This is a genomic window from Alkalimarinus coralli, from assembly GCF_023650515.1.
In the GTDB taxonomy this organism is placed as follows: Bacteria; Pseudomonadota; Gammaproteobacteria; order Pseudomonadales; family Oleiphilaceae; genus Alkalimarinus; species Alkalimarinus coralli.
The window spans coordinates 997,957-1,011,649 of record NZ_CP096016.1 but is presented as its reverse complement, the minus strand read 5'-3'; the positions used below and the strand labels follow the sequence as shown (position 1 = coordinate 1,011,649).

Annotated in this window: 13 protein-coding genes; 6 read left to right on the top strand and 7 right to left on the bottom strand. The window is 46.8% G+C overall.

What is annotated here, in order from left to right; genetic code table 11:
* The first annotated feature begins 148 nt into the window (after nt 1-148).
* From purM to MY523_RS04465, 3 genes are all read left to right on the top strand, one after another.
* Nucleotides 149-1,207: a phosphoribosylformylglycinamidine cyclo-ligase gene (purM, locus tag MY523_RS04475; RefSeq protein WP_250657613.1), complete on the top strand. Its 1,059-nt coding sequence runs from the start codon at nt 149-151 to the stop codon at nt 1,205-1,207.
* Nucleotides 1,207-1,872: a phosphoribosylglycinamide formyltransferase gene (gene purN / locus MY523_RS04470; RefSeq protein WP_250657612.1), complete on the top strand. Its 666-nt coding sequence runs from the start codon at nt 1,207-1,209 to the stop codon at nt 1,870-1,872. The genes purM and purN overlap by 1 nt, the downstream gene beginning before the upstream one ends.
* 284 nt (nt 1,873-2,156) lie before the next feature.
* Nucleotides 2,157-2,879, top strand: coding sequence for a DUF3108 domain-containing protein (locus tag MY523_RS04465; RefSeq protein WP_250657611.1), 723 nt, complete (start codon nt 2,157-2,159; stop codon nt 2,877-2,879).
* Between the two features lie 53 nt (nt 2,880-2,932).
* Here MY523_RS04465 and hrpB read toward each other — a convergent pair whose 3' ends face one another.
* The 3 genes from hrpB to MY523_RS04450 form a co-directional block, all read right to left on the bottom strand.
* Nucleotides 2,933-5,443, bottom strand: a complete 2,511-nt coding sequence (gene hrpB, locus MY523_RS04460) for an ATP-dependent helicase HrpB (RefSeq protein WP_256470518.1) — start codon at nt 5,441-5,443, stop codon at nt 2,933-2,935.
* Between the two features lie 135 nt (nt 5,444-5,578).
* Nucleotides 5,579-6,418, bottom strand: coding sequence for a mechanosensitive ion channel family protein (locus MY523_RS04455; protein WP_250657609.1), 840 nt, complete (start codon nt 6,416-6,418; stop codon nt 5,579-5,581).
* 137 nt (nt 6,419-6,555) lie between these two features.
* Nucleotides 6,556-7,293, bottom strand: a complete 738-nt coding sequence (locus tag MY523_RS04450; protein ID WP_250657608.1) for an SMI1/KNR4 family protein — start codon at nt 7,291-7,293, stop codon at nt 6,556-6,558.
* Nucleotides 7,294-7,446: 153 nt separating this feature from the next.
* Here MY523_RS04450 and MY523_RS04445 point away from each other — a divergent pair, with 153 nt between their 5' ends.
* The 3 genes from MY523_RS04445 (at nt 7,447) to MY523_RS04435 (ending at nt 9,006) form a co-directional block, all read left to right on the top strand.
* The gene (locus MY523_RS04445) at nt 7,447-7,629 is read left to right on the top strand and encodes a hypothetical protein (RefSeq protein WP_250657607.1); all 183 of its coding nucleotides are present in this window, start codon (nt 7,447-7,449) and stop codon (nt 7,627-7,629) included.
* A 145-nt stretch (nt 7,630-7,774) separates the two neighbouring features.
* On the top strand, nt 7,775-8,617 hold the full coding sequence (locus MY523_RS04440) for a CvfB family protein (RefSeq protein WP_250657606.1): 843 nt from the start codon (nt 7,775-7,777) through the stop codon (nt 8,615-8,617).
* Between the two features lie 107 nt (nt 8,618-8,724).
* On the top strand, nt 8,725-9,006 hold the full coding sequence (locus tag MY523_RS04435) for a peptidylprolyl isomerase (protein ID WP_250657605.1): 282 nt from the start codon (nt 8,725-8,727) through the stop codon (nt 9,004-9,006).
* 122 nt (nt 9,007-9,128) lie between these two features.
* Here the strand turns inward: MY523_RS04435 and pyk are convergent, their stop codons facing one another.
* The 4 genes from pyk to MY523_RS04415 form a co-directional block, all read right to left on the bottom strand.
* The gene (gene pyk / locus MY523_RS04430) at nt 9,129-10,577 is read right to left on the bottom strand and encodes a pyruvate kinase (RefSeq protein ID WP_250657604.1); all 1,449 of its coding nucleotides are present in this window, start codon (nt 10,575-10,577) and stop codon (nt 9,129-9,131) included.
* A 225-nt stretch (nt 10,578-10,802) separates the two neighbouring features.
* Complete coding sequence (gene gap / locus MY523_RS04425; RefSeq protein WP_250657603.1) at nt 10,803-11,807, bottom strand: type I glyceraldehyde-3-phosphate dehydrogenase; 1,005 nt, start codon at nt 11,805-11,807, stop codon at nt 10,803-10,805.
* Nucleotides 11,808-12,077: 270 nt separating this feature from the next.
* On the bottom strand, nt 12,078-12,719 hold the full coding sequence (locus tag MY523_RS04420) for a DUF502 domain-containing protein (RefSeq protein ID WP_250657602.1): 642 nt from the start codon (nt 12,717-12,719) through the stop codon (nt 12,078-12,080).
* Nucleotides 12,720-12,747: 28 nt separating this feature from the next.
* Entirely contained in the window at nt 12,748-13,644 is an 897-nt protein-coding gene (locus MY523_RS04415; RefSeq protein WP_250657601.1) for a LysR family transcriptional regulator, read from the bottom strand.
* Nucleotides 13,645-13,693: the final 49 nt, after the last annotated feature.

Here is a 13,693-nt window from a genome sequence, read left to right as displayed (position 1 = left end):
ACAACCTAATTGAATAGGGATAATACACCAATAAAACATTTGTTCCTACGTTGGCTGTTCTATTCGTCACCTGCTAAAATACCGCGCTTTCAGATTTGCCTAAATCTGTTGCCTGGAATTATTGTTTATAACCACAGTCGAGAAACCAATGACAGACAAGCCAGAAACACAGTCCTTAAGCTACAAAGATGCCGGTGTTGATATAGATGCCGGAAATGCACTGGTTGAACGCATTAAAGGTGTTGCCAAGAAAACACGTCGCCCTGAAGTCATGGCTGGACTCGGCGGGTTTGGTGCGCTGTTTGAATTACCCACCGGTTATAAGCAGCCCGTGCTCATTTCAGGCACTGACGGGGTCGGGACGAAGCTTCGTCTGGCGATGGATTTAAAACAACACGATACCATTGGTATTGACCTTGTTGCCATGTGCGTCAATGATTTAATCGTCGCGGGTGCTGAGCCTCTGTTCTTTCTCGATTACTATGCAACCGGCAAGCTTGATGTAGACGTTGCCGCACAGGTTGTTGAAGGTATTGGAGCAGGTTGTGAGCTGGCAGGCGCGTCACTGGTGGGTGGCGAAACAGCCGAAATGCCAGGGATGTATGACGGTGGAGATTACGACCTGGCTGGCTTCTGTGTCGGTATTGCAGAAAAAGACGAACTGATTGACGGCAGTAATGTTGCCGCAGGCGATACCTTGATCGGCCTGCCATCATCAGGCCCGCATTCAAACGGCTACTCGTTAATCAGAAAGATCATCGAAGTATCAAATGCAGACTTAAACGAAGAAGTGGGTGGCAAGCCTCTAGCCAATGCGTTGATGGAGCCAACGCGCATTTACGTTAAACCACTACTCAAACTGATAAAAGACAGCCAGGTTAACGCCCTTTCACACATTACCGGCGGCGGGTTGTTAGAAAATATCCCTCGCGTTCTTCCAGAAGGTACTAAGGCGGTCATCGATACCGCCAGCTGGGAAATGCCTGCCGTATTCAAGTGGTTGCAAGAAAAAGGCAATGTTGAAACTCGTGAGATGTACCGCACACTCAACTGTGGTGTAGGCATGGTACTTGTGGTTCCTTCTGAAAGTGCAGAAACAGCGATATCAATACTCAAAGCCGAAAATGAATCACCTTGGATTATCGGCACCATCGCCACTGCACAAGCAGGTGAAGAGCAAGTCGAACTGAAAGGATTGAACGCTTAATGAGTCAACCGGAAATCTCACTGGTCGTTCTTATTTCCGGCAGCGGGTCAAACCTGCAAGCCATTATAGATGCCACTCAAAACGGTACCTTACCGGCACGCATTAAAGCGGTTATCTGTAACAAAGAAGATGCTTTCGGGCTGACAAGGGCCGCTGATGCGGGCCTTGTTACCGAGGTGGTTTCTCACAAGGGCTTTGATAGTAGAGAAGCCTTCGATCAAGCACTTCAAAAAACGATTGACCAATACGCCCCAGACCTCGTGGTATTAGCAGGGTTCATGAGAATCCTTACGCCAGAGTTCGTCAGGCATTACAGCGGGCGTATGCTAAACATACACCCGTCATTGCTGCCTAAGTATCGGGGCCTTCATACTCACCAGCGAGCGATTGAGGCTGGAGACGCCGAGCATGGAGTGACTGTTCATTTTGTTACAGAGGAACTTGATGGAGGGCCTAACGTACTCCAGGCCAGAGTTTCAATCAGTGATGACGAAACCCCGGAGTCACTGGCCAAAAAAGTACTCATTCAAGAGCATCAAATCTACCCACGCGCCATTAAGTGGTTTGCCCAGGGCCGGTTAAAGATGACAGATAACCAGGCCTTTCTTGATCACAACGTACTTTCTGAATCTGGCCAGCAACACCAAAGTGGTGATACTGACTAAGCAGCCAGAAAACACACGCCAAGCCCCGACCTCAAGGGGCTTTGTTTTTTTCTTCATAAGTTGATCTTAACACTCACCCGTAAGCTAGTCTCTCTCCTAAGCTAGTCTCAACACGCCCCCCCAAAGCTCCATCCATTCTGTGACAGTCATTAAAAGCGCTCATCCCGTGGCAGTCATTTATTTTCTTGAAGCCGGAACTGAAAACGATTAACGTGATATCAAAAGGCGAACAAACACACTACGAATGAATACACAGGTCTCCCCCAAAGGTTTTTTATCTTCTGATGAGACGAATAACACACCCCTGCTCTAAAAAGCTGATATCGATACTGCTGTTGCTTGTCTCAACTGCACTATACCCAGTTGAACTCAAACCAAACGTAGCCCAATACAGCGCATCATATAAAAATGGTGTACCTATCAGCGGAACGGCAACCCACACACTGATTCAATTATCACAAGATATTTGGCGTTATCGGTTCAACGTCGACTCTTTTTTTGCAGACATCAACGAGTCGGTCTACTTTCAATGGGACGGAAAAACAGTCACACCTATCTCATACCACTACAAGCGTAGCGGATGGGCCGTCAGCAACCGCCGAGCGACCTTAGAGTTCAATTGGAAAGAGAATAAAGTATTAAATGATGTTCAAGGTGTGCCCTGGTCTATGGGTATCCCTGACCGTGCACTTGATAAATTGGGCTATCAGCTCCAGATCAAACTAGACCTCATGGCAGGCAAGCAGGACTTGACCTACCACGTCGCAGATGGAGGGCGCCTAAAGACATTTCAATTTGAAATATTGGGCGAAGAGACCCTTGATACAGAGTTGGGAGAAGTAACAGCAACAGTCGTCAAAAAGGTGCGTTCGGAGTCAAGCAAACGGGATAGTACATTATGGTTTGCCAAAGAGTGGGACTACCTTCTGGTCAAGCTGATCCAGGTAGAGGCTGACGGTGAAAGGTATGAAATTAACATAGAAAGCGCGCGTTCCATTTCTCGATAGCTATCAGTCACCCAATAGCTCACCAACCCTAAAGCAGGTAAACCAAACGTTCACTATCTACGCTTTATCGAGTGCCCTGGTTTTTCTATAAGGGGCTTTTCTGGCCATCGGTGTCTAGGGTATTTACCTCGCATCTCTTTGGCTACATCAAAGTAAGACGTATTCCAGAAATTTGCCAGGTCACTTGTGGTCTGAATTGGACGCTGTGCCGGGGAAAGTAGTTCAAACCTGATCGGAACTGAGTCGCCACCCACTCTTGGCGACTCTAGCTCTCCAAACATTTCCTGTAACCGCACTGAAACCGTTGGGCCACTATTTCGATCATAGACGATATTTATCTTTTTACCGCTGGGGGTAATATAAACCGCAGGGGCTTCTCGCTCTAACAGCTGTTGTTCTTCCCAGGAGAGTGTTCCTGTCACTAACTCATAAACATCTACATTTTTCAGTTGTGCCAAACTCTTTACATAAGGAATATACGGCAACAGCCACTGATCAACAGACTGAACCAACATGCGTTCGGATAATACTGGAAACCCATCGATGGCATCACCTAACCAAGCGACCCGTGCCAACCAGGCCTGACATTTTTCAGTCCAGTTAAGAATGCTGAGCCCCTCTGAGTCAAACAGGCTCTTAATGCATTTTTGAAAGGCATCAGAAGGTACTTCCGATAGGGCTTGAGAGCGTAGGGTAAGCGCTTGATATCGAGAAATTCTTCTCCCGACGATACCCTGTTTTTTGTCATCTAACCGATAAACATCCTCTTCGACAGCCCTGTGTCCTACCGTTTCATCAATATCCCGCAAACTGACGGGCGATGCACTGAAGATATGCCCTTCTTTTTTATGCGCATTGCAGTCACAAACAACTAACCAGTCGGCATTAAAAAGGGAATCATCCTCAAATAACAATACCCCCCTCCCATTCGAAAGCTGATATCGGCCAGAGTTAATGGTGCGCCGCTTAGCCAGACGATCCGGGTAAGCGGTTAGCAGCAGTCTTCCTGCTCTACCCTGCAACTCAGCCAATGAGTAGCTCGCTGTTTTAGTTGGCAACCCCAGGTGGCCTTTTATCGATTTCGACGTCGCCAACACCTGCTCAATCACAGCCCTTTTCAGCGGCCAAGACTCCATGGCTGATTTTTTGTCTGCCTTATAGTCCTGAAGCGCAACTAAACGCTCAACAATATCAACACCCTGTCGACCATAAAAAATGTCACTTTCAGACAGCAGTGCCGAGAGTTCGCAAGCAATAGATGCATCGATTGGTTTCTCCGCCAGCAATAACATGGCAGCCAGCCTTGGGCTTACACCAAGCTGTGACGCCTTAACTCCGGTAGATGTGGCGCGTCCTGATTCACCAATTAGCCCTAAAGAGATCAAGAGCTGTTTAGCCGACTCAAAGTGTGGCAGAGGCGGCGGTGTCAACCAGTTTATTGACTGATAGTCGTGCTGCCCCCATACGTGAAGCTCCAGCACTAACCCTGTTAAGTCGGCAGAGAGTATCTCCTCGCCTTGATACTCTCTGAGTGAGTGGTGTTTAGACTGACGCCATAACCTGATGCAATGGCCTGCTTGCAATCGGCCAGCTCGCCCCTTTCTCTGATCCGCAGACGCTTTTGAGATATACGTTGTATCGAGCCGGGTCATACAACTAATAGGGTCATAAACTGAAATTTTCTCTAGCCCGCTATCAATAACGCTGGTGACACCCTCAATGGTTAAACTTGTCTCTGCGATATTGGTGGTAAAGATCACACGCCGCTTACCATTTGGATCTGGCAATAACGCCCTCTCCTGCTGCTCAATGGAAAGACCTCCATACAGCGGCAAAAAAACCAGATTGCTCTGGCTTTGAAATGCTTTCTCGGCCTCCCCCATACACCGCTTTATATCTGCCTGCCCTGCTAGAAAAACAAGCGTATCTCCCTTGTTACCGGAGGCTAATACCGAGTTCAGAGCATTAACCACCTCGACGCATAAGTCTCGGTTACCACGTTCAATGTATTCTACGCTAACCGGGTAAGCTCGACCGGGGCACTTAATAACCTCTGCCCCGCCCAAGTAGGCTGATATTGCATCCGTATCGATTGTAGCGGACATAACTAACAGCTTCAGATCGTCACGAAGCGTTTGCTGAACCTCCAGCGATAGCATCAAGGCCAAGTCGGTATGAAGGGAACGCTCATGGACTTCATCAAAAATGACCAAGCCGACATCAGAGAGTTCGGGGTCATTCTGTAGCCGTTTGGTTAATACACCCTCGGTGACAATTTCCAGCCGAGTGTTTTTAGATACTTTTCTATCATTTTTTACTTGATAACCAACTCGCTCACCGACCTTTTCAGCTAGCTGCTTTGCCAAATAATATGCAATTGATTTTGCTGCTACTCGGCGGGGCTCTAGCATCACAATTTTTTTATCGCCTAACCACTCCGCATCGATAAGGCTTAAAGGCAAAGCGGTTGACTTTCCCGCACCGGGTTCTGCTTGGAGCACAAGGTTGTTAGAAGTAGATAAACAACGCGAAACGCGGGGTAAGATATCGGTTATAGGTAACAAATGCAGGCTCGTGACATTGTCATATAGGTTTGCTGGGTTTGAAACGAATGAAGCATTCTAACTGAGAGCATATTCAATAAAAGGGGCCATGAAGCAAGGCCCCTTTAATATGTAATTTCTAAGATTGGGCGTTTATTAAGCGTTCACCTCTTTCTCGTGAGTAAACATGTGCACATCCCGTTGTGGGAATGGTATCGTCGCACCGGCTGACTCTACAGCCTCTTTCAGTAGTGCTCGCGCATCGAAGAAGAAACTCCAGTAATCTTCATTTTTAACAAATGCTCGCACTAGAAAATCGACTGAGCTTTCACCTAAATCAGTCACAGCAACAACGTTGTTTTTATCTTTTAAAATACGTGCGTCATTTTCTAGCACCTGCTCCATTGCCTGTTTCGCCGCTTTAATGTCATCCGAGTACGAAATGCCAATAGACACCTCAACTGCACGGGTTTCATGACGAGAGTAGTTAACAATGCTTCCGTTCGCCAACGGGCCGTTGGGTATAATAATTGTCCGCTCATCAAAGGTTAATAACGTTGTGACGAATATGCCAATATCCTGAACGATGCCCTCATAACCTGCGGCTTCAATATATTCACCCACTTGAATGGGGCGGAATATCAGCACCATCACACCGCCTGCAAAATTCGACAAACTTCCTTGAAGGGCTAAGCCAACAGCCAGCCCGGCAGCACCAATAACCGCGATAAAGGACGTTGTTTCAATGCCAACTATAGACGCAACACTGATCACCAACAGCACTTTAATTGATATTTCAAAAGCACTTGATAGGAACTTTACCAGTGTTTCATCGGGCATATTGGCGTGGAGAGAGCGATCCACAAGCGAGCTTATTTTATTAACAAGCCACCACCCGACAATGAGCGCAACCAATGCCAAAACGACTCGCCCGCCATAGAGCGCGACCTGCGCTTCGATAACACTCCATAATTCTTGTATTTTTTGTTCCATCATTTTATCCCCTGTTATTTTTAAGGTGGCACAATATCAGATCGCGCCTTTCAGTTTGTAGACAGCATTAGCGATAATGGTTGAGAGGTAACGCAGAAATGGCTATCAAGCCCCCTCTACTACAGTTAATCCGACGATGGCTAAACAACATCCAGGTAGTTTTCGAATACCGACAGCCATTCATCGTAATAGGCTTCAGCATGCTTCTTGATAAAGGGAAACAACCACTGAGCAGCCTGCGGCGCAAGATTAAAGTCCTCATCCAACGGTTCATCAATACCCGGAAAGTTTAATGCGTGCTCTACTGCAGCAGCACACAGCAAAAACTGACCAATAGAGTCTGCTATCGGGCAGAACTCCCATGGCCCAGCCCCTTGCATTGCACTGTACACAGTGGAAGAGTCGCTATGCTCATCCAGCTTGACAATGATAGGGTCACCCCCTTCGTTGGCGATTAAAAACCATGCATCATTCCAACTGGCAATTGGCTTGCCCGTCACAGCATTTCTGTTATAGCCAGGCATATTCCACGACATTTCGCTTTTAGAGATAATGTCTACCGGGTATCCCACACTCTCAAAAGCCGTATGTGCTATTGGACAAACGGTATCGATATACGCCTTAAGCTCAGGAGGGAACGTTATCGACCTTTCTTGTTCCAACGCCTTTCGTACCGAAGAATCGCTCACTGAGCGGAGGCGCTCGGTGGAGCAAAAGCTATTAATCAGCTGTGTGGCTTCTTGTAGTTTCATAAGCTTACTGTCGCAGGTTTTGGCTCTTTGCTGTTTTATAATAGCCGCATCATAATAGAAACCACCTGGCTTATCTATCACTCTTACCCTAAAGCCTGTATCAATGGCTCTATAGCTTAACATCATCGATGAGCGGCCGCCGCCACGCGATTAATGACGGTAATAACTGTTTTAAAAAATAGTTATAGCGAACATGTATAAGAAATACCCCCGTACTAAACTAGACTTATTGCATATAACATTTTGCTGGAAGCACTGAGGTGAACCGGAGAACTGATTATGCGAGCAATATTTGAGGCTAAAGACCCGGAATATAGAGGCATAGAGCGACGCATGAGCCATCGGAGGGTGCTGGAAGAAAGGCGCACCAGCGTTCGTTTTGAACCAGAAAAGATAGACCGACGCCAATTGTTAGGGCGCAGAGCCCAGGATGGTGATAGCTGGCTACAACGAGACTTTTAATATGACATGACCCCAGGCCTACTACTTATTCCGCACATTGCTCCACACAGACATAAATGTCGGTACGTTCTGTCGCTTTCGCTGCGCGGAAGAAACGATCAATGGTATACTTGCCCGCTTCCCTATCTCTTTCAGGATACTTCAGATGGTTAAAGTAGGTCAGGTCAATGAGCTCGAAATTATTAAAGAGACCGATATCGGTGCTTATCTGGATGGAGATTCATTAGGCCAGATATTTATGCCTTTCAGATATGTTCCGCCGGGTAAAAAAACCGGTGACCATGTAGAAGCATTCATCTATTTCGACTCAGAAGACCGTATCATTGCCACCACCGACAAACCCAAGGCAATGGTCGGCGACTTCGCTTGTTTAAAAGTCGTTGCAGTGAACTCGGTCGGTGCGTTTCTGGACTGGGGACTACCCAAAGACCTGCTGGTTCCTTACAACGAACAAAAGCAAACCATGGTTGAAGGGCAGTCGTATGTGGTCGCCGTTTTCTACGACAAAAATACCAACCGAATTGCGGCATCTGCCAAGCTCAATAAGTTCCTGGACCAGGAAATGGGTCGCTATCACAATGGCCTCGAAGTTGACTTGCTTATCTGCGACCATTCAGATATTGGCTATAACGCCGTTATCAACAACCAACACTGGGGCGTATTATTCGACAGTGAAGTTTATCGCCCGCTGAAATATGGACAGAAAATCAAAGGGTATATCAAACGCATCAGAGATGACGGCAAAATAGACCTCTGCCTCCAGCAACCGGGTTACAAGAAAGTATCAACGTTATCAGACCGGGTCATGGAAGAGTTAAAGAAACAAGGCGGTTATTTACCCTTATCAGACAAGAGCGCTCCTGAAGCAATTTACAAAGCCTTCGGAGCCAGCAAGAAAGCCTACAAAATGGCGATTGGCGCACTTTATAAAAATCGTCAAATCACCATTGAAAAAGAAGGCATCACCCTCATTAAAGAAAATGGTTAACTCGAGAGCTTTGCACGATGTAATTGTAAGCGCAGTAGTCGTGCAAAACTCTCAACACATTTATTTGCCGGGGCACTCAATAGCCTAGGCTCAAGTTGGAGAAAATTATGGCACGTGCCAGCGCAAGACATATCTTGGTAGACAGCGAAGAAAAATGTAACGAGCTTAAAGCAAAAATAGAAGGTGGCAGTGACTTCGCAGAGATCGCACGCAACTTCTCCACCTGCCCTTCTGGCCAGCAAGGCGGCGCATTAGGCGAATTCGGCCCTGGCCAAATGGTTCGCGAGTTTGACGAAGTCGTATTTAGCGGCGAGCTTAATAAGGTATTAGGCCCGGTTAAAACCCAGTTTGGCTATCACTTATTAGAAGTAACCAGCCGTTCGGAATAACCCCAAACTAGCGCACCTAAATTGACAGTAATAAATAGTAAAAAGGCCCTTAACCAACAGGGCCTTTTAATCGACCTCTATTATCTGGTTTTAGCTAATTCATCTTAACTGTTAATTCGAATCTAACGTATCTCTCCGCCGACTCTCAAAACCTTCATCGTATTGGTACCACCTTGCGCATTAACATAGTCACCTTTGGTCAGTATCACCAAATCGCCATTCTCAACAACTTTTTTCTCAAGTAAGGTATCAATAGCAAAGCGGTTTACTGCTTCATTTTCTACATCTGCTGCATTAAACGGTATGGTCTGCACGCCTCTATATAGAGCCATACGTCGCTGGGTGTGAAGCTGACCAGAGAATGAAAATATAGGCAACTTGGAGCGTATCCGAGACATTAGCAGCGGTGTAGCTCCCGTCTCAGTCATACTGACAATCGCTTTAACCCCTTTAAGGTGGTTGGCCGCATACATAGCGGACAGCGCAATACTTTCATCTATTTTCTCGAAAGATTCATGAATCCGATGCTGAGAGACCTGCGTAGTTGGGCTTCGTTCGGCTCCAGTACAAATACGATTCATCGCTTCTATCACTTCGACGGGGTATTCACCCACCGCAGTCTCAGCAGACAACATCACCGCATCAGTGCCATCAATAACGGCATTTGCCACATCAGATACTTCTGCCCGGGTTGGCATTGGGCTGGTGATCATTGACTCCATCATCTGGGTTGCCGTAATCACCACACGGTTTAATGCCCGCGCTCGTTGGATGATGTGCTTTTGAATCGCGACTAACTCAGCATCACCAATCTCGACCGCCAAATCACCACGAGCGACCATCACGCCATTTGAAACACGAATAACTTCATCCAGCATTTCATTGTCAGCTACCAGCTCTGCACGCTCTATTTTAGCAATTAAACCTGCCTCGGAGCCCGCGTCAGCCAGCAATGCTCTTGCTTCATTCATATCTGAAGCGTCTCTTGGGAACGAGACCGCAACGTAGTCAGCATCAAACTGTGCGGCCACTTTGATGTCTGCTTTATCTTTATCTGTTAGCGCCTTGGCCGACAAGCCTCCACCTTTTTTGTTGATGCCTTTATTGTTTGAAAGTACACCACCAATTAACACATCACATTCAATTCGAACACCATCATTGCTTTTGACTAGCAGCTCTATTCGGCCATCATCCAACAGTAATACATCGCCCTTGCGGGTATCGTTGATGACGGCCTCATGATCAATACCTACCGCGCTCTGGTCGCCATCATTGGTTCCAAGGCGCGTATCAAGCGCAAAACAGTCGCCTGCATTAAGCGTGATTTTGTCACATGAAAAGCGGGCAATTCGTATCTTTGGGCCTTGCAGGTCAGCTAATACAGCAACAAACCGCCCCAACCTGCCAGCCACTTCTCTAACACGGTTAGCCCGTTGAATATGGTCTTCGCTTTCACCGTGAGAAAAGTTCAGCCTGACAACGTCAACTCCCGCTTTAATAATCGCTTCAAGTGATTCAACAGAGTCGGTTGCCGGCCCTAACGTCGCAACAATTTTGGTGCGTCTCAACATCAACACTTTTCCTTATTTGTTTTTGAGAGACCTTTGCACGACGTTATGAGCGAAGCAAAGACAAGGCAAAAAATGACGAAAAAGCGCAGTATATATGTAATATATGAGCATTTTGAGTCATTTTTTAACGCTGTATTTGTAAGCGCAGTAGTCGTGCAAAGGTCTCTTTGAGTCAAAGAGATTAACAACAATTCTATACCAATACGATTAGACCTTAGCACAGACTCAGCGAGACGCCTTGATCAAAGCTAAGGTGTTATCCAGCATACGGTTTGAGAACCCCCACTCATTATCGTACCAGGACATGACTTTTACATGACGGCCGATAACGCGTGTCTGGTTAGCATCGAAAATTGATGATGCGGAGTGGTGATTGTAATCAGTTGAGACCCACTGAAGGTCGTTATAGGCCAGCACATCAGACTTTTCGCTGGCGTCCTTTAGAAGCTGGTTAACCTCTTCTACTGTGGTTTCACGTTCCATGACCAGAGAAAGATCAACAACCGACACGTTAACCACCGGGACTCGTACCGCTAACCCATCAAATTTGCCTTTCAGTTCTGGTAACACCAAACCGATAGCCGCCGCGGCTCCCGTTTTGGTTGGGATCATAGACTGCATGGCAGAGCGGGCACGATAGAGGTCTGGATGATAAACATCCGTCAGGTTCTGGTCATTCGTCACCGCATGAACCGTCGTCATTAAACCACTGACAATGCCAATATTGCGCTCTAGAACCTGAGCAACCGGAGCCAGACAGTTAGTGGTGCAAGAGGCGTTTGAAATAATATGATGAGAGTGGTTTAGGACTTGGTCGTTTACGCCGTAAACAACCGTTGCATCAACGCCTTTTCCGGGTGCCGAAATGATAACCTTCCTGGCCCCGGCATTCAGGTGTTTTGCTGCCGCATCTCGGCTGGTGAATAAGCCAGTGCACTCATAGACAACATCAATATTAAGCTCAGACCACGGCAACTCGGAAGGGTCTTTCGATGAATAAACATCGATTTCATCACTCCCTACAAATATATGGCTGCCATCATGGCTCACTTTTTCAGCAAAGTGGCCGTGCACTGAGTCATGTTTGAGCAAGTGGGCGTTGCTTGCCACGTCAGCCAAGTCATTAATCGCGACCACCTGAATTCTGTCACGGTAGTCATTCTCATAAAGCGCCCGGACGATATTTCGCCCAATCCGCCCAAACCCGTTGATAGCTACTCGAATAGTCATGTTCTTCTCCTACAGATCTTAGATACTCATAAGCTCTGTAAAGTTCCCGAAAAACAATGCCCGCTCACGTCCCTGCAACAAACGCTAACCTGACAGAACAAAAACGGCTCGGGTATACCAGAGATATGTAATCTGGATCTACAACTAAAAGTTTATAAGACTCCCGTTTGCAAAAAACGGGGATCATCAGCGCTAACACTGGCACAAACGCCTCGTATTAGCGCCCATTAATCATAAGCTTTTATGGGAGATATACAGCGTCACAACTGGTCAGACTTGATCACCAATTGAGACATCTTTTATACGGCTGTCAAACAACGCACCACTACCTGCTCCACAGGCAATAATCGTACGCATCATATCTTCTACCTTAATGTCTGGGCAGACTTCGACCTGTTCTGGCGGCAGGTGAAACATATTGCCCGACGTGGGGTTTGGCCCTGTTGGAACAAACACAGTATAAAAACCGTCTGCATGCCGAGATGTAACTATCGCTGTTACCGTCGTTCCGCACCCTTTTCCAAATATACTTGCTCGCGCGACTTCACCGTTAGCAAACGGTGAGGATGCCTTGTCACCAAAAAACTGCCCTACAATTTCTTTAATCAGCCTATAGCCAGGTGCTATACGTGCCAGGTACTTATCAAAATGAGTGTGCATTAAAACGCCTACACCGGTTGATACAATGCTACCTATGACAAAACAGACCAGGAAAATGACCATTATTGCCAACATATCACCCAGGACTTCGGGCATTCCATTGTTCTTAATAATCAAGTCGGTTAATGGCTGAATCATATTGGTGACGATGTTAAACGCCCAATTAAACAAAAGTACTAATATAACGATAGGCAGCAAAACCAGAATGCCACCAACCAACGATGTTTTTACAAATTTCTTTATACGTCCCATAACAATACCCGCAAAAAATATCCAGAAATTACAGCAGCCGATCCGTCGCGCCCAATATCAGCTCGGCTAACGTCTTGGCCGCCACGCCAGCCGTATCTTTATCTGCATACACTAAATAAAGCTCAACTGACCGAGTTCCCCCTTCTTCCAAAGGTAATGGTTTTAACACACCGCCCTGCAACTGCTTTTCAATGATTGGCTTTGGAAACCAGGCAAAACCCAAACCTTCGCAAACCGCATTAATCGACGTTGTCATATTACTGACGGTCCATCGCTGCTCTGTGCCCAGCCAGCCTGCATCCCACTTTCGCTGTACGCCTGAGTCACGCACAACGAGTTGACGATGTAGCCTTAAGTCTTGAACCGTAACTTTTCGCCCGAGGTGCTGCAATGGGTGCTCAGGGTGCGTTACCGCAATAAATTCCATATTAAATATAGGCTCCCCTAAAAAACCCATCGGCACGCGTGCTGCAATGACAATATCTGCGCCGCCTGCCAGCAGTATTTCTTCGGTACCTGATAATACTGTTTCCAGTAATTCGACGCGAGTATTCGGGCATAGCAGGGAAAATTCATTTAGGCAGGGCAACAATATCTCATTTGGAAATATCACCTCCACGGCCAATCGAACAACCGGCTCCTCCCCCTTCCCCAGGGTTTCGGCAAGCTTCTCTATGCTGCTGGCATCATCAAGCAGTAATTTGGCACGCCTTAACAGCACTTCTCCCTCTGCGGTCAGCTTTGCTTTGCGCCCTTTCACCTGCAAAACCTCAGTCCCCAAAAGCACCTGTAGCTTTTTCACGCCATAGTTTATCGTCGACTGGCTTTTGTTTAATGCCTCCGCCGCCTGAGCATAACCACCATGCTCGACCACCGCTTGAAACATTCTCCATTGCTCAAGCGTCACTTTTGGGAAGTTATTCATTTTAGCTCGCCCATCCTTTCTATTTTTTCGTATGGATTGACCTATTTAT